The organism is Mesorhizobium sp. WSM4817 (assembly GCF_055811135.1).
Map to the genome: position 1 here is coordinate 116,740 of NZ_JBVVQQ010000016.1, position 21,013 is coordinate 137,752.

A 21,013-nucleotide genomic window follows, 5' to 3' on the forward strand; every position below is an offset into this window, starting at 1 on the left:
TCCGTCGTTTCCAAGAAAGACACGGAGAATGGGTTCCATGGGCGTTCTCTGCTACTTGACTCTCAGCCTTTTTCGCGGCAGGTTTCGATCAATAGGTCAGACCAATTTACCGATCCGGGATCAGCCAGATGATTCCGTTGAAGTAGAACTGGGTAACAATGCCGATCCAGGCCGTTGAACCGCGTCGACTTTACCGACAGATCGCCGATCAGCTCAGGCAGCTGATCGACGCGGGTGAGTTCGCAGTCGGCGATCGGCTGCCGACCGAGCGCGAGCTGGCTGATCAGCTTGGCATCTCCCGCCCGACCGTCCGTGAAGCGCTGATCGCGCTCGAGGTCGAGGGGCGGATACGCATTCGCGTCGGCTCGGGCATCTACGTCACCGAACCGCCGCGCGCCGAAATTTTGACGGCAGAAATGGATGAAGGCCCGTTCGAGCTGTTGCGGGCACGCGAGTTCATCGAAGGGGCGATCGCCGCCGAAGCCGCCCTCCATGCTCGGCCGATCGACATCGAACATATGGACGACGTGCTGCGCCGCATGGAGGACATACCTCGCCCGACCAGGATGACGATCGCGCTCGACCGCGAGTTCCATACGATGGTGGCGGGCATTCTCGGAAACGCCGTGCTGGTGCGCTGCATTGGCGAGCTCTTCGACCAGCGCATGAACCCATATTTCGAACGCCTGTCGAGCTATTTCGAGAACAGGGAGTCCTGGCGGGCCGCCGCGGAGGAGCATCGCGCGGTGCGCGAGGCGATCGCGGCGCGCGACCCTGAACGGGCAAAGGCCGCCATGCAAGAACATCTGCGTCAGTCGCAACTGAGATTCTCACGCAATTTCGGTGAGAAATCCGCGGCCAGGGAGGTCGCGGGATAGGAGTCAGCCGACCGGGAGGGTCCTGTCGGCACCGTCAATCCATTCACAGGGAGGAATATGATGTTGAGGAAATACGCCGTTCTGCTCGGCACGATCGCCGCAATCGCTCTGCCCATGGCTTCGGCCTCTGCACAAACCGCGCTGAAATGGGCCCATGTCTACGAAACGTCCGAACCCTTCCACACGGAGTCGGTGTGGGCGGCGGAAGAGATCAAGAAGCGCACCGACGGCCGCTATACGATCGACGTCTTCCCGGCCTCGCAGCTCGGCAAGGAAGCCGACATCAACCAGGGGCTGACCCTCGGCACGGTCGACATCATCATCTCCGGATCGAGCTTCGCCGCCCGCGAATACCCGCCGATCGGCGTGACCTACTTCCCGTTCACTTTCCGCGACGCGGATCACCTGCTCGCTTACACCAAGAGCGACAAATACAAGGAGTTGACCGCCGGCTTCGAAGAGGCCTCCGGCCATCACATCACCGCGACCACCTACTACGGCACGCGTCACACGACCTCCAACCGGCCCATCGAGAAATGCGCCGACATGCAGGGCCTGAAGATCCGCGTGCCTGATGTGCCGGCCTATCTCGCCATGCCGCGCGCCTGCGGCGCCAACACCGCGCCGATCGCCTTCGCCGAGGTCTATCTCGCCTTGCAGCAGGGTACGGTGGAAGCGCAGGAAAACCCGCTGACGACGATCGACGCCAAAAAATTCTACGAAGTGCAAAAGCACATTATCCTGACCGGGCACATCGTCGATCATCTCAACACGCTCGTGTCGCAATCGCGCTGGTCGCAATTGTCGGACGAGGACAAGGCGATCTTCACCGAGGTGATGCAGGAAGCCGCCGCGCGAGCGACCAAGATCATCGTCGATCGCGAGAAGGCTCTGGTTGAAATCTTCAAGGAGCGCGGTCTCACCGTCACCGAAGTCGATCGCGCCGATTTCGAAAAGAACGTGATGGAGAAGGTGACGTTCGACGAGTTCGGCTACCGCAAGGAGGATTGGGAGGCGATCCGCGCCGTCAAGTAACCCGCATCGATCCGGGCCCGGCGCGGCAAGCGCGTCGGGTCTGTCGAGCCCGCTGTCCAACAGTGCCCGGAGCTTGCCGATGACCCAAGAGGTCCACACCCAGGTTACAGCAGAAGAACTGGCGCATGCCTTCGAGGAAGAAGCGCCGCCCATCGATCTGTCGCGATACGCGGTGGAGGACTGGGTCACGCTCGCCGTGTTCTGGGGCATGTCGTTCTGCGTGTTCCTGCAGTTCTTCACGCGCTACGTCATGAACAACAGTTTTGCCTGGACCGAGGAGATCGCCATCAACTGCCTCGTCGTCGTGGTCTTCCTGGGCTCGGTGATGTGCACGCGCACCACGCGCCACATCCACGTCGACGTGCTCTATCACTATCTCCCCGCTGGGGCGGGGCGCTACCTGGCGCTCGCGGTCAATGTGATTACCATTTGCTTCTTCGCCTACATGTCCTGGCTCCTCTGGCGCTATGTCGGGATCGTCCACCGCGAACGGATGGTCACCATCAACCTGCCGCGCAACGTCGTCTTCGACGCCGTCTTCGCCGGTTTCGTGCTGATGATGCTGCGCGCCATCCAGGTCTTCATCGGCAACATTCGCCGCGGCTACTCGGCGCTGGAGCGCCCCGCCGCATTCGACGGATTGGGGGAATAGGCCATGCTGCTTCTGATCGGAGCCTTTCTCGTCCTGATGCTGGTCGGCGTTCCTGTCGCTGTGTCGATGGCGGTGTCGTCGCTGCTCTATCTCGTCTTCTATGGCGTGGCGCCCGACATCATCGCCGCGCAGCGCATGATCGCCGGTGTCGAGAGCTTTCCGCTGCTTGCCGTGCCGTTCTTCATCTTCGCCGGCAACCTCATGAACATTGCCGGTGTCACCGGGCGGATCTATTCCTTCGCGCTGGCGCTTGTCGGCTGGATGAAGGGCGGCCTCGCGCAGGTGAACATCATCGGATCGGTGGTCTTCGCCGGCATGTCGGGGGCTGCCCTTGCCGATGCCGCCGGCATCGGCACCATCGAGATCAAGGCCATGCGCGACCATGGTTATCCCGTGGAGGCCGCGGTCGGCGTCACCGCCGCCTCCTCGACGCTCGGCCCGATCTTCCCGCCGTCGCTGCCCTTCGTCATCTACGGCATGATGGCCAACGTCTCGATCGGCGCGCTGTTCATGGCCGGCATCCTGCCCGGCGTCGTCATGACGGCGCTGATGATGGTGACGGTCGCGATCTTCGCCCACCGCCGGGGCTGGGGTTCGGACACACCGTTCAAACTGAACCGGCTCGCCGCCGCCTCGATCGAGGTCGCCGTCGTGTGCTGCTTTCCGCTGGCCGTCTATGTCCTTGTCCAGATGGGACTGTCGCTCAACATCGCCGTTGGCATCGCGCTCGTCGTCCTGATCGCCTGCGACTGGTATTTCGACTTTTCCGCCGTCATGGCGCTGATGACGCCGATCATCCTGATCGGCGGCATGACCATGGGCTGGTTCACCCCGACCGAAGCGGCCATGGCCGCCGTCATCTGGTCGTTGTTTCTCGGGCTTGTGCGTTATCGGACGATGACACTTTCAGCCCTCGCCAAGGCCAGTTTCGACACGATCGAGACGACGGCGTCGGTCCTTTTCATCGTCACCGCAGCGTCGATCTTCGCTTGGTTGCTCACGGTCAGCCAGGCGGCGCAGCTGTTCTCGGTCTTCATCACATCGCTGACCGAAAACAAATGGGTGTTCCTGATCCTGGTCAACGTCCTGATGCTGGTCGTCGGTTGTTTTCTCGACACGATCGCCGCCATCACGATCCTTGTGCCGATCCTCCTGCCGATCGTGGTTCTCTACGGCATCGATCCGGTGCATTTCGGTCTGATCATGACGCTCAATCTGATGATCGGTCTGCTCCATCCGCCGCTCGGCATGGTGCTGTTCGTCCTCTCGCGGGTCGCAAAACTGTCGGTCGAGCGTACCACCATGGCAATTCTGCCGTGGCTCGTGCCGCTGATCGTCGCGCTGATCCTGATCACCTTCGTCCCCGCCATCACGCTGTGGCTGCCGACGCAAATGGGGCTGATCCGTTGATCGACAGTCCAATCGCCGCAACGCTTTTTGGCCCTGAGGATCTGCGCGTCGTCGAGCATCCGCTCGGCCCCCTCGCGCCCGGAATGGTGCGCGTGCGCTTCGGCGCCGGCGGCATCTGCGGTTCCGACCTGCACTATTTCCGCCATGCGCGGACCGGCGATTTTGTCGTCACATCGCCGCTCGTGCTCGGTCACGAGGTCGCCGGAGAGATCGTCGAAATCAACGCGGACGCGCCAGGACTTGCCGTCGGTGATCGCGTGGCGGTCAACCCGTCGCGCTGGTGCGGACAATGCGCCCGATGCGCAGAGGGCCGCGCCAATCTCTGTGAAAACATCTATTTCATGGGCTCGGCGTCGAAAACGCCGCACATGCAAGGCGGTTTTGCCAGCGTGTTCGATGCCACGCCGGCGCAATGTGTCAAGGTTCCGCATGCGGTCGCCTACAAGGCGGCGGCGCTCGCCGAACCGCTCGCCGTCAGCCTGCATGCCGTGGCGCGGGCCGGCGACATTGCCGGCCGCAACGTCATCCTGATCGGCGCCGGCCCCATCGGGCTCCTGACCATGCTCGCCGCCAGGCTCAAGGGTTGTGGCGAGCTCACCGTCGCCGACATAGCCGAGGCGCCGCTCGCCTTCGCCAGCAAACTTGGAGCAAACAGGACGATCAACCTGTTCGGCGGCGACGACGAACTCAAGGCGCTCGCGGCCGACAAGATGATCGATGTCGCGTTCGAGATTTCAGGCACCGCCGCGGGTCTCGCAGCGGCAATCGCCAGCGTCCGGCGCGGCGGCACGGTCGTTCAGGTCGGCAATCTGCCGGGTGGTCAGATCCCGGTGGCCGCCAATGCGGTGATGGCCAAGGAAATCAATCTGAACGGCACGTTTCGTTTCGGCGCGGAATTCAACGAGGCGGTCGACCTCATCGTCAGCGGGGATATAGATGTCCTGAAGCTGGTGACCGCCGAACGCCCCCTCTCCACGGCCTACGATGCGTTTGCCCTGGCCGCCGACCGCACGCAGAGCGTCAAGGTGGTGCTGACCGCCGACTGAGGCGTTTTTCCCGGCGCCTCCCAACTGTATCAACCGTTCCAGTCTCAGCCTGCCGGCCCGGTTTCCTTCCTGTCGGCCTGCTTGCGCGCCCGCGCAAACTGCAGCCCGGCGACGCCGGCCGTCGCAGCGAGCGCCAGGCCGATCGGAATGAGGCTCGAGGGCTGGTCGGCCTTTCTGAGCACCGCCACCACGTCATACCCGACATCCAGCCCGATGCGCTTGGCGTAGGATCCGAAATCGACATTGCTGATCATCAGCGCGTCGCCCGCTTGCGTGATGGTAAGGCCGATGCCGCGCAGCCGCTCCAGCGGCTCGCCCGGCTCGCCAAGCGGCACGTTGACCGTCTTGCGGACATCCTCGCCCATGAGGTCGACACCCTCGACGACGAAATTGATGCGGCCATCGGCCGGCGTCTGAGCCACCGCCGACAGGAACTCGCTCGCCGGCAACTCCTCGTAAGGCGGCGACACCTGGTTGAGCCACCAGTCCGGCCGAAACAGCGTGAAGCAGATGAGCAGCAGCGCCGCACTTTCCCACAGGCGGCTTTTGGTCACGAACCAGTTCATGGTCGCGGCCGAAAACAGCAGGATGGCGATCAACGAGACCGTTGCCACCCAGATCGTCTGCGGCCAGGTGTCGACTCCGATCAGCAGGATCGCCGGATTGAAGATGAAAACAAACGGCAGGATCGCAGTGCGCAGCGAATAGAGCGCGCCCTGGAAACCGGTGGCGATCGGATCCTCCTTGGAAATCGCCGCCGCCGCAAACGCTGCCAGCCCGACGGGCGGGGTGATGTCGGCCATGATGCCGAAGTAGAAGACGAACAGGTGGACCGCGATCAGTGGGATTGGCAGTCCGGCCTGCGCGCCGAGATCGACCACGACCGGGGCCATCAGCGTGGCGACCAGAATGTAGTTTGCCGTGGTCGGGATGCCCATGCCGAGCACAAGGCTGATCGCGGCGATGAGGATCAGCATCAGGATGACATTGCCGCCGGAGATGAACTCGACGAGTTCCGTCATCATCAGGCCGAGACCGGTCAGCGTGATCGTGCCGACGACGATGCCGGCGGTGGCCGTGGCGATACCGATGCCGATCATGTTGCGGGCGCCGAGCGCCAGCCCGTCGATCAGATCGTCCCAGGCAGCCCGCACTGAGGCGGCGAGATTTTCTTTACGGAACACCGCCATCAGCGGCTTGCGGGTGGCGACGATCCCGAGGATTGAAACGGTCGCCCAGAACGCCGAAAGGCCGGGCGACATCTGCTCGACCATCAGGCACCACAGAAGCACCGCGATCGGGATGAGGAAGTCGAGCCCGGTCCGGGTGACGTCCCAGGCGCGCGGCAGTTCCAGGATTGGCGCGTTCGGATCGTCGAGCGCGAGATCCGGATAGCGCGAGGAATACCAGACCGAGGCGACGTAGAGAGCGACGCCGGCGATTGCGAGCACCGGCGGCGCGGCCCCACCGAAGACAGCCTGGATAGCAACAATGCCGTAATAGACGATACAGACGGCGAGAACGCTGCCCGACAGTCCCAGTCCCATCCGCAGCATCCGTTCTCTTGCCGGCGTCGGACGCTGCGGGATCGTCTTCAGGCCCATCTTTATCGCTTCGAGATGAACCATGTAGAGCAGCGCGATATAGGAGAAGACCGCCGGCAGCAGCGCGTGCTTGACGATCTCCGAATAGGGAATGCCGACATATTCGACCATCAGGAAGGCGGCCGCGCCCATGACCGGCGGCATGATCTGGCCGTTGATCGAGGCTGAAGCCTCGATGGCGCCCGCCTTGACGCCGGAAAGGCCGGTGCGCTTCATCAGCGGGATGGTGAAGATGCCGCCTGAAACCACGTTGGAGACGGACGAGCCGGACACGACGCCGTTGAGAGCCGATGAGACCACGGCGACTTTCGCCGGGCCGCCGCGCAGGTGGCCGAGCAGCGCGATGGAAATCTGCATCATCCAGTTGCCGGCGCCTGCCTTTTCCAGAAGCGTGCCGAACAGGACGAACAGAAAGACGAAACTCGTCGACACGCCAAGTGCAATCCCGAAGACGCCTTCGGTCGTCAGCCATTGATGGTTGAGAAACTTGGTGAGCGATGCGCCGCGATGCTGAATCACGTCCGGCATGTACTGGCCGGCAAAGGTGTAGAAGATGAAGGTACAGGCCACGACAACCATCGGCAGGCCGAGCGCACGGCGCGTCGCCTCGAGCAACAACAGGATGCCAACGGTGCCGGTCACCAGATCGAGCGTGGTCGGCTGGCCCGGCCGTCCGGAAAGCACGACGTAAAAGAGAAAAAGGTAGGCGCCGGCAAATCCGCCGACCACGGCCAGCACCCAGTCGAGCAGCGGCACGTGATCGCGGGGCGAGGATCTTAGCGCCGGATAGGCGAGAAAGGTCAAGAACAGCGCAAAGCCGAGATGGATGGCGCGCGCTTCCGTGTCGTTGAGGATGCCGAAGCCGAACACGAACGGCAAAGGCGAAGCGTACCAGAGCTGGAAAAGCGACCACGCGACTGCAACCCACAGCAGGATTCGCCCGACCGTTCCAGCCGGATGCCGGCCACCCGTGTCGGCCTCCGCGACAAGTTGTTCGAGCTCTTCGAGATCGACGCCGGCCGGTTGTGCCTTCACTTCGCTCATGACGTCGTCTCCTGTTGCGGATGGCCCCGGCGGATCAGCTGGACCCGCCGGCCCGTCGTCAGGTCACGAAGCCTACTTCAACCAGCCCTTCTCCTTGAAGTATTTTTCAGCGCCCGGATGCAGCGGCGCGGAATTTCCTTCCGCTACCATCTTGGCGGGATCGAGATTGGCGAAGGCCGGATGCAGCGACTTGAACTCGTCGAAGTTCTCGAACACCGCCCTGGTCAATTGATAGACGCTCTCATCGGGAACCTTGGCCGAAGTGACCAACGTGGCGAGCACGCCGAAAGTCCCGGTATCGTCGGGATTGTTCGCGTAGAGTCCGCCCGGAATGATCGCCTTGGCGTAGTACGGATTCTCGGCGACAAGCTTGTCCACGACTTCTCCAGTCAACGGCACCAGCTTGGCGGCGCAGGTGGTCGTCGGATCCTGGATGTTCGCTGAAGGATGGCCGACGCCGTAGAAGAACCCGTCGATCTTGCCGTCGCAGAGCGCCGGCCCGTGCTCGTCAGCCTTCAGCTCCGATGCGAGGGAAAAGTCGGCCAACGTCCAGCCCATCGCACCGAGCAGACGCTCCATGGAAGCGCGCGTCCCGGAACCGGGATTGCCGACGTTGAAACGCTTGCCCTTAAAATCCTCGAATTTCGTCACGCCGGCATTGGGATGCGCCAGCACCGTGAACGGCTCCGGATGGATCGAGAAGACCGCGCGCAGGTCGGTATGGGGGCCACCGTCCTTGAATGATTCCAGTCCCTTGTAGGCGTTGTACTGGACGTCCGACTGGGCCATGCCGAAGTCGAGTTCGCCTTCCTTGATCGTGTTCACGTTGAATGCCGATCCGCCGGTCGATTCGACCGAGCAGCGGATGCCGTGTGTCTTGCGATCCTTGTTGAGCAACCGGCAGATAGCGCCGCCGGCGGCATAGTAGACGCCGGTGACGCCACCGGTCCCGATGGTAACGAAATTCTGCTGCGCCATTGCGCTGGCCGAAAACAGCAGCGCCGCCGACAAGGCGGCGATCTGCGCTCCGAGGCGTGCAGTCCGGGCATGTTTCATCTGGTTCTCCCTTGGTACTTTGCGTGCCGTCGCGGCCGTCCGGTGTTTTGGTGTCAAGGCACGTCGATGCATGCTACGATTGTTGCGCTTTATCAATCAAGGGAAATGCTTGTTACAATGGACAGTCGGGAGATGGGTTTCGACGCGCTTTTGGCGCGCATACTGACCGAACTCCCAAAATTGAGCTCGGAACTGCGCAAGGCGGCGCGTTTCCTGGTCGATCACCCCGACGAGGTGGCGCTGGTGTCCATGCGGGTGCTGGCCTCGAGATCAGAGGTGACACCGACGACCTTCGTGCGACTGGCGCGGCGACTGGGTTTTGGCGACTGGGCGGCGCTGCGCAAGCCGTTCGAAGACCGGCTGCGCTCCGGCAAGGCGCCTTTCGCGGCAAGGGCCGATGCGCTTGTCAGGCGCAGGTCGGAGACGATCTTCGCCGAATCGCTGAGGACGACGGTGGCCAATCTGGCGACGGCCGAAGCCGTCAACGGCAGCGAAGAAATCGCAAGGGCCTGCGCGATACTGGAGAAGGCTCAGCGCATACGTGTCGCCGGGTTCCGAAGCTGCCGCGCGCCCGCCCACGCGCTTGTCTATCTCTGCCGGATGTTTCGACGCGAGATCACGCTGCTCGGCGGCGACGGCGGTGCGATCGAGGCGGAACTCGCAGCGCTTGGAAAGAAGGAAGCGGTCGTCGCGATCGGCTTTTCGCCCTATTCGCGTGAACTCGGGCCCGTGGTGGAGGCTGCGCAACGACACAGCGTTCCGATTGTCGCGATCGTCGACAGCATGGCTGCTCCGATCGCGCGGCATGCGCAGGTTGTCTTGCGATTCTCTACCGACAGCCCGTCCTTCTTCCCGTCGGTAGCCGCAGCCATGGCTATCGTGGAAGCGCTGGCCGCAACGATGCTGGCGCGCAGCGGGCCGGCAGCCGCGGCTCGTGTCAGGGAGACGGAACTGGAGTTACAGGCGTTCGGTGCCTATCTGCCGGAATGAAGAGCGCTGGCGCTATGCCACTGCAGCGTCTATCGCGTCGCCGAGCCGTTCGACAACCGCGTCGATTGCCGCGGCGTCTATGATGAAGGGCGGCGCCAGCAGCACATGATCGCCGCGCACGCCGTCGATCGTGCCCCCTCCGGGATAGACCAGCAGGCCGCGCGCCATCGCCTCGCGCCTGATCTTCGCATTGAGCTTCCGCTTCGGTTCGAACGGCGCCTTGGTCGAGCGATCCTCGACCAACTCTACACCCATGAAAAGGCCACGCCCGCGAATGTCGCCGATATGGGCATGGTTGCCGAACCGTTCGCCCAGTCGCCGCGAAAGATGCGCTCCCATCGCCCGGACATTGGCAAGCAGATCGTCGCGAGCAATCACCTCCTGGACGGCGAGCGCCGCCGCGCAGGCCATCGGGTGGCACATATAGGTGTGGCCATGCTGGAAGAAGCCGGAGCCTTCGGCGAAAGCGTCGAAGATGCGGCGCGAAAGCAGCACCGCACCGATGGGTTGGTAGCCGCCACCGAGCCCTTTGGCGATTGTCATCAGGTCGGGCGCGACGCCGTCCTGCTCGCAGGCGTGCAGCGTGCCGGTGCGGCCCATGCCGCACATCACCTCATCGAGGATGAGGAGCACACCGTAGCGGTCGCAGATTTCGCGAACGCGCCTGAAATAGCCGGGAACCGCGGGCACAGCTCCTGCTGTCGCGCCGACCACAGGTTCCGCGACGAAGGCCATGACAGTGTCCGGACCGAGTTCGAGAATTCTATCCTCGAGCGCCTGGGCGGCGCGCAGTGCGTAGGCCGCCTCGCTCTCACCGGCTTTCTGGTAGCGGTAGGCATAGCATGGGTCGATGTGATGCGTGTCGATCAGCAAAGGGCGGAATTGGGCGCGGCGCCACTCATTGCCCCCGGCAGCGAGAGCGCCGAGCGTGTTGCCGTGATAGCTCTGGCGGCGGGCGATGACGTTTCGCCGCTCTGGCCTGCCGGTCTCGACGAAAAACTGGCGGGCCATCTTGAGCGCCGCCTCCACCGCTTCGGAGCCGCCGGACACGAAGTAGGCGTGGCTGATACCTTGTGGCGCGCCGGCGACGAGCTTGTCGGCCAATGTCTCGGCCGGCTCGTTGGTGAAGAAGCTGGTGTGGGCATAGGCGAGCTTGTCGGCCTGCGCATGGAGCGCGGCTGTCACCTCGGGATGGCCGTGGCCGAGGCAGGAAACCGCCGCGCCACCTGACGCGTCGATATAGGCGCGGCCATCGCGGTCGAACAGTTCGATGCCCTTGCCGCCAGCCGCGACGGGCAGGCTCGCGTGGATCTGGCGGTGCAGGATGTGTGTCATGCCTTCCCCGATTGACGATGGCGCGATTTGCAGCGAACCTATCATGCAACATATGTTACACACTGCGCAATACTTGAAACAATTGGACTGAGCTTATGACCGCCGACAGGGACGCGACGGGCCCCGGACTTATCGCACCGACGGCAATCGCCGTTGCACCGAATGGTGGACGGCGTGGCAAGCAAGACCACCCTGCCCTGCCGATCGGCCCCTGGGAATTGGCCCGGACTGCCGCCGCCTGCCTCGAGGCGGGCGCCGCCATGATCCATACCCATGTCCGCGACCGCGAGGGCGGCCATTTGCTTGACGCGCACGCCTATCGCGAGACGACGAAAGCGATACGTGATGCGGTGGGCGAGCGGCTGATCATCCAGATCACCAGCGAAGCGGTCGGCCGCTACCAGCCGGCCGAGCAGATGGCGGTGGTGCGCGCCGCCCGCCCTGAGGCGGTTTCGCTGGCGCTGCGCGAACTGGTGCCGGACGCTGCCCATGAGACCGATTTCGCGCAGTTCCTGGCGTGGTTGAAGAGCGAGCGGATCGCCCCTCAGATCATCCTTTACACGCCCGAAGAGGCGTCGGCCCTGGCCGCCATGCAGCAGCGCGGGCTGGTACCTTTCAACGACATCCCGGTGCTCTATGTGCTCGGCCGCTACACGCCGGGACAGGTTTCGCGACCGGCCGATCTGCTGCCCTTCCTTGCGCAGGACCGCCCGCGCTTCGCGCACTGGATGGTCTGCGCCTTCGGTCGGCAGGAAAGCGCTTGCGTTACGGCCGGTGCGCTGCTGGGCGGTCATGCCCGCGTCGGCTTCGAGAACAATTTTACCCTGGCCGACGGCACGACTGCCAAGGACAATGCCGCGCTCGTGACAGCGACCAGAGGCGCTCTGACTGCTTGTGGCGTCAGGATCGCCCAAGCCAACGACCTGCGCGCCGCTTGGTCGATCCAGGGCTAACCCTCGCCCGCACGCCTCTTCGGTCCGTCACATTTGTCGAAAATCTCTTTGCTACGCTGCAACCGAACTTTTTGACTGACGTTAGGGTTGCAGTGGCGCTGGGGAGGCCTTTATGCAGACGTACCTCGTCGAACAAATGGAGGGCGATGACGTGATCACGGTGCGTGTCATCAACGCGCCGAGCCCCTTCAAAGCCGCCGCCATGTCGACAGATCGACATGTTACGCTGCGAAGGTGGGAAAAGGATTGGATCCGAGTGACCGACGAGAACCGGGGACACATCTTTGCATACAGCTTTGTCTCCGACGCAAACCCAGACAACAGCGGGCTTGTAATAGCACCGAATAAATCAAGAAAAGCCCAAAAAGCTGATCAGGGACGCGAGTAAGCGCCACCTTTTTTGCTTTTTGCTGGAGCGCGCCAGAAGCGTGAACACCGGGAATTGAGCCAGCCGTTGCGGCATGGCTGACGCTCACGGCGTGGTATGTCCCACAACCACCCTTCCCTCGCCGGCTTCGTTCGTGACCGCCCGGATCCCCTCGAAGGACTTGGAGCGCTCCAGCAAACGCATGACCTGCCGGTCCTGGCCGAGACCGACCTCGAAGAGCAGGATGCCTCCGCGCCGCAAGTAGCGCGGCGCGTCCTTGATCACAAGCATATGGATGCTCAGGCCGTAGGGGCCGGCTGCAAACGCTTCACGAGGCTCGAGCTCGGTCAGATGCGCGCGGTCGCCCTCGAGCCGCTTTTCCGAAATGTATGGCGGGTTGCAGACGATCACGTCGATCGTGCTGTCGAGTTGCAAGCCCGAGAAAGCACTGAACAAGTCACCCCTCAGCACCGACACGCGATCTGCCATGTCGTGATGGGCGACGTTGCGGCGCGCGACCTCGACGCATTCATCGGTGAGATCGCTCGCCCAGACCTGCGCGGCAGGGGCGTAATGCGCAATGGCGCAGGCCAGATTGCCGGCCCCGCAGCACATGTCGACAACCCGCGGCGCCGACAGGTTCATTTGCCGCAGAACATCAAGCGCTGTCGTGCCGAGCAACTCCGTCTCCGGCCGGGGAACGAGCGCACCGGGCGCGATGAGCAACTCCAGCCCCATGAAGATGGTGCGGCCTTTGCGGTAGGCTTCGGCGACACTGATCTCTTCGCTCACGACAGCTCCCTCCCTGTCTTGCCGGGTCGCAGTGCCCGACAATTGAGTGGAAGTTAAATCACTAAGTTCCCGATCGGCAATCGAAAAACACGCCTCGCCAGGGCATTTGGGATCGCGAGTTATCGGGATCGTCTCAAAGGCGTTGGCACATGGTCCTGGAGGATAGGAACGGAAGATTCGACGTGTTCAGCGGCTCCCGTTGACAGGGTTCAAAAAAAGAGGAGCCTTACCTGCCTTTTAGGATTATATTAGCAAGCTGGGCTTGCGGTGTTGGGGCACCGCTGGCGTTGACTGGATGAATTGACGAGTAATTGGCCACGACTCCAAAGGCCCGTGACCGTTCAATCCATTCAGGTTTCGTTGGGGTAGTTCAATGTATCGAATCGTCATCGCCGACGATCACGGCCTGTATCGTCGTGGCCTGCGCTTGGCTCTCAGCGCAGGCATTCCAGGTGTGGAGATATTCGAGGCGTCGTGTTTCGACGCCGCGCTCAGTCTGCTGGCCGAGCAGGCGTCCGTTGATCTTGCGATCCTGGACTTGAACATGCCGGGATTGTTCAATCAGGAAGTGCTCAGCGGCATTTTGTCGGCTTATCCGGATACGCGATTTGCCATCGTTTCCGGAAACGATTCACGCTCGGAGATACTCACGGCTCTGTCGATCGGTCTCCACGGCTATATCGTAAAGTCGCAAAAAGACGAGGAGGTCGTTATGGCCGTCAACGAAATCCTCTCGGGCCGCATCTACGTCCCTGCACTTCTGTCGCGCCCCGGTGCTGCGCCAACACCTCACATACCTGCTCCCGCCGAGCCTGTCCCGCACCGACGCACCACCACCGGCAATCTTGGCAGGCTGACCTCGAGGCAAAAGGAGGTCCTGAAGCTGATGGCGGAAGGCTATTCGAACAAGGAAATCGCGCGCGATCTGGAGATTGCCGAAGCGACGACGAAAATCCATGCCGCTGCCGTTTTGCGTGAGCTTGGGGTGCGGAATCGGACGGAGGCTGCCGTTATGCTGAAGACGTGGTTAACGAGGGATATCAATTAATTAGAGCACCACGTTCTTTTGATACGCAAGGGGCGCTGTTAAACGCTTCCGATGGCCTTAAGGTCCGATTTCCTTGCGCGACAGCCGCAGCGAATATCGCAGCCCGTGATCCGTCATCTCCAGCTTGGGAGAGTGACCGACAAGCGGCGCCCCATCCACTCCGATTATCATCGAACCGAAACCATGGCGGACAACTTTTGCAGGCCGCCGCCGCCGCCCTGATTCCACCCAGTCGAACACGATGTCACTGCCTGCATCTTCCGATGCGAACGTCCAATTTACCTCGATCCGGCCTTTTGAATCGCCAAGCGCTCCATGTTTCAAGGAATTGGTCGCAAGCTCGTGAACAATCATCGCAAAGCTCTCGGCGGCGCCTCCCGACATCGTAACCGAGGGACCGCCGACAGATATTTCGCGTGTCCCCATATACGGTTGCAGCTCCTGGACAACGAGATCGTGAAGCATCCCCGACCCGCTGCTGTTGCCCGAAAGGAGCAGATGCGTTGCCTCGAGCGAACGAATCCTGTCGATGAGCGTCTCCTTGTACCTGGCGAGATTGTTCTCGGGATCATTGACCATGTTCACCAGTGCCGTGATCACCGGGAACAGGTTGATGAACCTGTGGCGTTGCTCGAGCATGATGCGCTCCCGCTTCTTTGCCGCGGCACGCAGCAGCGTGGTTTGCCGTCGCTCGGTCAGGTCGGCGGCCACGCCGAGCCGCTGTAGACGATCATCGTATTTCTCTTCCCTTCCGCGCAGAGCAACCCAGCGGATATGTCCGTCCGGTCGTCGGACGCGAATCTCGACGTCGTAGTTGGTGACCGATGCGAGCTTTCTCGATACGGCCAGCTTTGGCCAGTCCGCCGGATGAACGACGGCCGACAGTTCCTCCAACCGGCGGCTGCCGGCCGGAGGCAGTCCGAGAATGTCCCAGAACGCACCCGAACCGGTGACGATGCCGTCTTTAAGGTCGATCCGCCACGTGGCCAGGCGTCCAGCAGACAAAGCGAGATCCAGCCACTCCTTCTGAGCCCGAAGCGCTTCGTGCACGGCTCGTCGTCCCGAGATATCGTCGACCACCACGAAAATGGTCTCTGAGAGAACCCCGTCGGGCACGGACAAAGACAGCGTTAGCCGCGCCCAGAATGCCGAACCGTTCTTTCTTGACAGACGCACCTCCGAAGCGAACGAAGCAGAGTCTTTGCCCAGGCCAGCCAGCAATTGCGCCAAGGCATCACGGTCGTCCGGGTGAACGAGTGTCTCCAGCTGCAGTTGGGCAAGCTCGTCCTCCTCGTAGCCTGTCATCTCGCTGAGGCGTCTGTTGGATTGCAGCAACTCACCTTTCTCGTTGATGTTTGCGAACCCCATGGCGGCGCGCTCGAAAGCCCAACGATAGCGGCTTTCGGTTGCTTCGACGGCAGCGAGCCTGGCTTCGGCTACCTCCAGCAGCTCACGCACGTCCTGCCGCAGCCGATGGAATGTCATGGCAATCACGCCACCGGAAATCAGAAGCAGAATGGCGCGCGCCCAATCTTCGCCGGAGATCTGACCATGCAGGGTGCTTCGTGTCCACAAGCCGGCAGCCATCATCAGGACCGTCGCCGCAAGCGCAGGACCACGGTCTTCAAGGTAGGAAATGATAATAATAGCTGGAATAAATTCGAGGAAACTCGACCCTTCTCCGATGTATGCTGACGCTTTTGTTTCAAATATCAGCGTTGCAGCCAGCACCGATGCGGAGGCAATGTGAGTTAGCAGTCTGCCTGTTGGGTTCACATCCGACCTGCGCGACTGCCAGTTCATCGACATAGACTACTACCTTTTGACTAGGCCATCGAGACTAGAGCAAAAAACGTACAACCTAGTCCGACTGCGGGATTGCCATACCACTATCACAGCGCGCATTTTATCAAACAGGGGCGAACAGAACTCATCAGAATATAACGAGTTTCAAGACAGCAGGGAGCGCATTTTTTGCGAGCCCTGCGCAAGAAGACTGTTCGTAAATCCCGGGCAAGTTACTACGGGCTGATGGACCTTTGGGGAGGTTGGAAAATGGCTATGATCGATAGATACAGTGATGCCGTTGCGGGCGACCGGTACATCACGACAGGAACCAAGTATAACCCTGACGCGCAGGTGACGCGGCCCTCCTATGCTTATCCTTCAGCTCGTGCATCCGATCGGCCGGAGACAGAGGGCGACGAACCAAGGAGACGCAGCCTGGAATCCGTCACCGGCATGCTTGATCGCCTCGGCTGTGGCTATCTCGTACTAGACCGCGACAGAAAAGTAATCGAATGGAACGCGGCCGCTCTAACCACGCTGGAGCGCCCCACGCCGGAGCGCCCCACTCTGGAGCACAAAGGCGAAGCGGCTGATACAGCCAGTGTGCTTTCGGCAGCCCTAAGGCGGCTGGTCGCAAATGTCCCGGCGCCTTTCCTGCCCGGCTCCCTTTCCTGGGTGGTGATCCGCAGCACAGGTGACAGGCCGGTGGTACTGAAAGAGAACGGTCTTATCGCCCCCGATGGAACGAGCATCGTGGCATTGCTTGGCCGTGTGAACAGGTCGGGGCCAAACCCTCAGACACTGCAAAGGATGTTTGGCCTGACGAGCGCGGAAACGCATCTGGCTCTGCGTTTGGCTCAGGGCGATGCGCCGTTGGAGATCGCCCGCAGCTGGCGGCTCAGCCGCACCACGATCCGCTCACAGCTTGCCTCGCTGTTCGCCAAGACCGAAACGAGACGTCAGGCGGAACTGGTGGCTCTTCTGGGGCGCATTTCGGTCTTGCCATGATTTTGCGGTCGGCCTGGATCCGGCGCCCGGGCATCCTGCGCACCGCGCAGATCGCCGGTGTCGCGGTAATGCTGCTCGCCAACTGGGCCGGTCGGCAAACTGGCACCTGGGAGCGCAGGCGTCTATCGCCTCGGCGTGTATGCGCTGTCCATCCTTTCGCCGCGTATCGGCAGCGCTATGTCGTCATCCAGGAGCCGGGTGATCCGGGCAAAGCCCTTAAAAGCCTTTCTTGCTTCCTCGGCAGACATCCGGCCTGCCAGTGCCGCAGCGCAGCAGTTCAGCGCGCATTGATACACCGGGCCGCGCCTACCCTTCGGCCAGTGGCGCAAAAACGTCATCGCTTCGCTGACATTGTCGATTTCTTCCACAGGCTCTCCGTGCCCGCGCGCAATTCGCACCGGCGTAAAGAATTCCAGGCGATTCATCTTTTCCTCCCGTCGATCGCGATGCGTTCGATCGAACCTAGTTAAATTCACGGCCAGCCAATTGGTTCCCGGCAAAAACGCCGGCTGGGTGAATCGCCAGTCATCGCCCGACTTCTTGCCGTTGAGGAACGTTCGGGGGAGTGGTGCATTTCGACATCAGCGATGATCTTTCTGGGAAATGCCAGCCTATGAAAATAGCCCATGTGGCGCCGCTCCACGAATCCGTGCCGCCTCGGCTCTATGGGGGCACGGAGCGCATTGTCTCCTATCTGACTGAAGGGTTGGTGGAGCTAGGCCATGACGTAACTTTGTTCGCCAGTGGCGATACAAGGACCTCGGCAAAGTTAGTGCCGTGCCGCGAGCGTGCGCTGCGTCTTGACCCAAGCCCGCTGAAATCCGAGACAGCCGCGCACCTTTCGATGCTTTCCGAGGTGAGGAAACGAGCTCAAGAATTTGATATCATTCACTTCCACCTCAGCCATTTCCTGCATTTTTCCTTCTTCGAGCAGATCCATGAGCGGACGGTGACGACGCCTCATGGCAGGCTCGACTACGTCGATCTGGCACCGGCCTATGAGCGTTTTCCGCGCTTTCCGATGATCTCCGTGTCCGGCAGCCAAAGGACGGGGCTGGCCGACGCCAACTGGCTGGCGACGATCCACCACGGGCTGCCGACCGAACTCTACAAGCCGGTTTTCGAGCCGAGCCCAGGGGAGCCCTACCTCGCCTTCCTTGGCCGGATGTCGCGCGACAAGCGTCCGGATCGTGCCATCGAGATCGCGCTGCGCTCGGGGCTGAAACTGAAGCTTGCAGCAAAGATCGGCGACGACGACCGGGCTTATTTCCGCAACATGGTCGAGCCGCTGGTCGATGGTGATCGTGTCGACTATGTCGGCGAGATCGAGGAAGACAAGAAGGCGGAATTCCTCGGCAACGCGGCCGGCCTCGTATTCCCGATCGACTGGCCGGAGCCGTTCGGTCTTGCCGTCATAGAAGCGATGGCCTGCGGCACGCCGGTGATCGCCTGGAAATCCGGCGCCTTGCCGGAAATCGTCGATCAAGGCGTGACCGGTTTTATCGTGGATTCCATGCAAGGCGCGGTTGCGTCGGTGCCCGACCTGCTGCGGCTCGACAGGCGGAAGGTGCGAACTGTCTTCGAAAGGCGGTTTTCTGCCAAAAGAATGACCCGCGACTATGTTTCCGCTTATGCGCGCCTGATCGGTGCCTCGGCCGAGGCAAGAGCGTCGTGAGCGGCATTACCTCAGGGGGGCGAAACGAGAGGGATATGTAGAGAATGGCCCAACTCGACGAGCGCCAGCTTGATCCCGCGGTAGCACTTGCGTCCTTGGACGCCACCGCACCTCGAGAGCCGCATCGGCTGTTCGCCCTCAAGCAAGGCGATTGTTTTGCCGTGTCCGACGCCTACGGCGATATCCGCGGCGCCGGCGACGGTTTCTTCCGTGACGACACGCGCGTGCTTTCCGAATTCCGGCTGACCGTCGGCGACCGGCAGACATCGCTGCTCGGTGCGTCGCTCAGCCAGGACAATGTGCTCTTCACCTCCAACCTGACCAATCTGCCGATGCAGAGCGTCCGCGGCCGGGACATTCCGCAGGGCGCGATCCATATCGAACGCGTCAAGCTGCTTTGGCAGGACCGGCTGTTTGAACGCATCACCCTTTCCAACTACAGCCAGGAACAGTCCAACATCCGCGTTTCGCTGTATTTTGCCGCCGATTTCCGCGACATGTTCGAAGTGCGCGGATCGACAAGGCTGAAGCGCGGCATGGCCCATGCTGCCAAGACGGATGCGACCTGCGTGCTGCTTCGCTACGACGGGCTGGACGGGCTGGCGCGAATATCGGCGATATCATTCTCGCAGGCGCCAGACCAGCTGACGGGCGACCGAGCCGACTTCCTGATTGCCGTGACGAGGCGCAGCAGCAAGGTGCTGTATGTCGAAGTCGGTCCCGAAGTGGCGGAAACGCCGAACCGCGATCGTTTCCGCGCCGCCGCGGCCCGGGCTCGCTTCGGCATGCGGGCCAAGCGCCGCCACGGTGCTACGGTGCACAGTTCCGGGCGCGTCTTCAACGATTGGGTCGAGCGTGCCCGCGCCGATGTGGCGCTGCTGACCACCGAGCTTTCGACCGGACCCTACCCCTATGCGGGCATCCCCTGGTTTTCGACGGCGTTCGGCCGCGACGGCGTGATCTCCGCCTTGCAGATGCTGTGGCTCAACCCGGGCCTGGCGCGAGGCGTGCTGGCCTTCCTTGCCCAGCACCAGGCGACTGAGACATCGCCGTTCAGCGATTCGCAGCCGGGCAAGATCATGCACGAGACCCGCAAAGGCGAAATGGCGGCGCTGCGGGAGCTCCCCTTCGGCCGTTACTATGGCGGTGTCGACACGACGCCACTCTACATCCATCTCGCCTGCGCCTATGCGGACCGTACCGGTGACATGGCGTTCGTCGACAGCCTGTGGCCGTCGCTCTGCGCTGCGGCTGAATGGATCGAGGAGGCAAGCCGGCCGACCGGCTTCGTCACCTATCAGCGTGCCGCCGAGTCCGGCCTAGCCAACCAGGGATGGAAGGACAGTGGCGATTCCGTCTTCCATGCCGACGGCCGAATCCCCAAGGAACCGATCGCCCTGGTGGAGGTGCAAGGCTATGCCTTTGCCGCGTTCCGGGGGTTGGCGGCGCTCGCCCGTCGCCGCGGCGAGATCGACAGGGCCGATCATTGGGAGAGCAGCGCCGAGGCCATGCGCGCCGCTGTCGAACGCCATTTCTGGCTGGACGATCTCGGCTTCTATGCCTTGGCGATCGACGGCGCCGGCGAGCCCTGCAAGGTGCGGACGTCTAATGTCGGGCACCTTCTCTATGTCGGCCTCCCCGCGCCGGCACGGGCGCAGATGGTCGCCGACCAGCTGCTTTCGGCGTCCTTCCATTCGGGCTGGGGGCTGAGGACGCTCGCCGACGATGCTGTGTTCTTCAACCCGATGTCATACCACAACGGCTCGATCTGGCCGCATGACACCGCCATTTGCGGCGCCGGTCTGGCACGCTTTGGCGAGCGTGAACACGTGATCCGGCTGATGAGCAGCACCTTCGAATCGGCGGTCCACTTCAAAATGCGGTTGCCCGAACTGTTCTGCGGCTTTACCCGCGCGCCGGGCGAGGCGCCGATCGCCTATCCCGTCGCCTGCCTGCCGCAGGCATGGTCGGCTGGGTCTGCCTTCATGCTGATGCAGGCCTGCCTCGGCCTCGAGATCGATGGCTGGGACGGCGAAATCCACGTCACCCGTCCCAGGCTGCCGATCGGCATCGACACGCTGACGCTGAGGCATCTTGGCGTTGGCACCAGGAAGGTGGATCTGACATTCCAGCGTGTCGGCGACAGGGTGGTCGCCTTTCTCGCCGACCGGCACGAGGGATTGGTGCCGCTCATCGTGCGGACCTAGTTTGGCTTTTCGCATGGAACCAGCTGCCGGGCTGCAATTAGCGGAACCGATGGCCCGTCCGAGCGTTCCGACGCACGGCAGCTGATTGGCGGCTGCGAGTTTCGAAAAACAATCAAAAGGGCCAC

18 protein-coding genes are annotated in these 21,013 nt (G+C 62.2%); 12 read left to right on the plus strand and 6 right to left on the minus strand.

Going from position 1 to position 21,013, the window contains the following annotated elements:
* Window positions 1–158 precede the first annotated feature (158 nt).
* The 5 genes from AC0L2K_RS21740 to AC0L2K_RS21760 all read left to right on the plus strand — a co-directional run bounded on the left by AC0L2K_RS21740 (window position 159) and on the right by AC0L2K_RS21760 (window position 5,021).
* Window positions 159–878, plus strand: coding sequence for a FadR/GntR family transcriptional regulator (locus AC0L2K_RS21740; RefSeq protein ID WP_473532285.1), 720 nt, complete (start codon window positions 159–161; stop codon window positions 876–878).
* Between the two features lie 60 nt (window positions 879–938).
* The gene (locus AC0L2K_RS21745) at window positions 939–1,913 is read left to right on the plus strand and encodes a sialic acid TRAP transporter substrate-binding protein SiaP (RefSeq protein ID WP_473532286.1); all 975 of its coding nucleotides are present in this window, start codon (window positions 939–941) and stop codon (window positions 1,911–1,913) included.
* A gap of 79 nt (window positions 1,914–1,992) precedes the next feature.
* Window positions 1,993–2,565: a TRAP transporter small permease gene (locus tag AC0L2K_RS21750; RefSeq protein ID WP_473532287.1), complete on the plus strand. Its 573-nt coding sequence runs from the start codon at window positions 1,993–1,995 to the stop codon at window positions 2,563–2,565.
* 3 nt (window positions 2,566–2,568) lie between these two features.
* Entirely contained in the window at window positions 2,569–3,975 is a 1,407-nt protein-coding gene (locus AC0L2K_RS21755) for a TRAP transporter large permease (protein WP_473532288.1), read from the plus strand.
* On the plus strand, window positions 3,972–5,021 hold the full coding sequence (locus AC0L2K_RS21760) for an L-idonate 5-dehydrogenase (RefSeq protein WP_473532289.1): 1,050 nt from the start codon (window positions 3,972–3,974) through the stop codon (window positions 5,019–5,021). The genes AC0L2K_RS21755 and AC0L2K_RS21760 overlap by 4 nt, the downstream gene beginning before the upstream one ends.
* A gap of 44 nt (window positions 5,022–5,065) precedes the next feature.
* On the opposite strand, the gene AC0L2K_RS21765 is transcribed toward AC0L2K_RS21760, so the two are convergent.
* Both AC0L2K_RS21765 and AC0L2K_RS21770 read right to left on the minus strand, forming a co-directional pair.
* Window positions 5,066–7,669: a TRAP transporter permease gene (locus AC0L2K_RS21765; RefSeq protein WP_473532290.1), complete on the minus strand. Its 2,604-nt coding sequence runs from the start codon at window positions 7,667–7,669 to the stop codon at window positions 5,066–5,068.
* 72 nt (window positions 7,670–7,741) lie between these two features.
* The gene (locus AC0L2K_RS21770; protein WP_023798563.1) at window positions 7,742–8,725 is read right to left on the minus strand and encodes a TAXI family TRAP transporter solute-binding subunit; all 984 of its coding nucleotides are present in this window, start codon (window positions 8,723–8,725) and stop codon (window positions 7,742–7,744) included.
* 117 nt (window positions 8,726–8,842) lie between these two features.
* Here AC0L2K_RS21770 and AC0L2K_RS21775 point away from each other — a divergent pair, with 117 nt between their 5' ends.
* Window positions 8,843–9,715 (plus strand): MurR/RpiR family transcriptional regulator, encoded by an 873-nt coding sequence (locus AC0L2K_RS21775; protein WP_198032801.1) that lies wholly within the window; start codon window positions 8,843–8,845, stop codon window positions 9,713–9,715.
* Window positions 9,716–9,727: 12 nt separating this feature from the next.
* Here the strand turns inward: AC0L2K_RS21775 and AC0L2K_RS21780 are convergent, their stop codons facing one another.
* Window positions 9,728–11,050: an aspartate aminotransferase family protein gene (locus tag AC0L2K_RS21780; RefSeq protein ID WP_473532291.1), complete on the minus strand. Its 1,323-nt coding sequence runs from the start codon at window positions 11,048–11,050 to the stop codon at window positions 9,728–9,730.
* A gap of 95 nt (window positions 11,051–11,145) precedes the next feature.
* Here AC0L2K_RS21780 and AC0L2K_RS21785 point away from each other — a divergent pair, with 95 nt between their 5' ends.
* Window positions 11,146–12,003: a beta-keto acid cleavage family enzyme gene (locus AC0L2K_RS21785; protein ID WP_473532292.1), complete on the plus strand. Its 858-nt coding sequence runs from the start codon at window positions 11,146–11,148 to the stop codon at window positions 12,001–12,003.
* A 112-nt stretch (window positions 12,004–12,115) separates the two neighbouring features.
* Window positions 12,116–12,391, plus strand: a complete 276-nt coding sequence (locus AC0L2K_RS21790; RefSeq protein WP_198032602.1) for a hypothetical protein — start codon at window positions 12,116–12,118, stop codon at window positions 12,389–12,391.
* An 84-nt stretch (window positions 12,392–12,475) separates the two neighbouring features.
* Here the strand turns inward: AC0L2K_RS21790 and AC0L2K_RS21795 are convergent, their stop codons facing one another.
* Window positions 12,476–13,162, minus strand: a complete 687-nt coding sequence (locus AC0L2K_RS21795; RefSeq protein ID WP_473532293.1) for a N5-glutamine methyltransferase family protein — start codon at window positions 13,160–13,162, stop codon at window positions 12,476–12,478.
* Between the two features lie 373 nt (window positions 13,163–13,535).
* Here AC0L2K_RS21795 and AC0L2K_RS21800 point away from each other — a divergent pair, with 373 nt between their 5' ends.
* Window positions 13,536–14,210: a LuxR C-terminal-related transcriptional regulator gene (locus tag AC0L2K_RS21800; protein ID WP_128244923.1), complete on the plus strand. Its 675-nt coding sequence runs from the start codon at window positions 13,536–13,538 to the stop codon at window positions 14,208–14,210.
* A gap of 57 nt (window positions 14,211–14,267) precedes the next feature.
* Here the strand turns inward: AC0L2K_RS21800 and AC0L2K_RS21805 are convergent, their stop codons facing one another.
* Window positions 14,268–16,019: a PAS domain S-box protein gene (locus AC0L2K_RS21805; protein WP_473532294.1), complete on the minus strand. Its 1,752-nt coding sequence runs from the start codon at window positions 16,017–16,019 to the stop codon at window positions 14,268–14,270.
* Window positions 16,020–16,265: 246 nt separating this feature from the next.
* Here AC0L2K_RS21805 and AC0L2K_RS21810 point away from each other — a divergent pair, with 246 nt between their 5' ends.
* Window positions 16,266–17,006 carry a helix-turn-helix transcriptional regulator gene (locus AC0L2K_RS21810; RefSeq protein ID WP_473532295.1) on the plus strand — a complete coding sequence of 247 codons (741 nt, stop codon included), beginning with the start codon at window positions 16,266–16,268 and terminating at the stop codon, window positions 17,004–17,006.
* Window positions 17,007–17,128: 122 nt separating this feature from the next.
* On the opposite strand, the gene AC0L2K_RS21815 is transcribed toward AC0L2K_RS21810, so the two are convergent.
* A complete protein-coding gene (locus AC0L2K_RS21815) occupies window positions 17,129–17,431 on the minus strand; it encodes a DUF982 domain-containing protein (RefSeq protein ID WP_473532296.1) in 303 nt (100 codons plus the stop codon).
* Window positions 17,432–17,619: 188 nt separating this feature from the next.
* Here AC0L2K_RS21815 and AC0L2K_RS21820 point away from each other — a divergent pair, with 188 nt between their 5' ends.
* Both AC0L2K_RS21820 and AC0L2K_RS21825 read left to right on the plus strand, forming a co-directional pair.
* Window positions 17,620–18,681, plus strand: a complete 1,062-nt coding sequence (locus AC0L2K_RS21820) for a glycosyltransferase family 4 protein (protein WP_473532297.1) — start codon at window positions 17,620–17,622, stop codon at window positions 18,679–18,681.
* Between the two features lie 44 nt (window positions 18,682–18,725).
* Window positions 18,726–20,888 carry an amylo-alpha-1,6-glucosidase gene (locus tag AC0L2K_RS21825; protein WP_473532298.1) on the plus strand — a complete coding sequence of 721 codons (2,163 nt, stop codon included), beginning with the start codon at window positions 18,726–18,728 and terminating at the stop codon, window positions 20,886–20,888.
* Window positions 20,889–21,013: the final 125 nt, after the last annotated feature.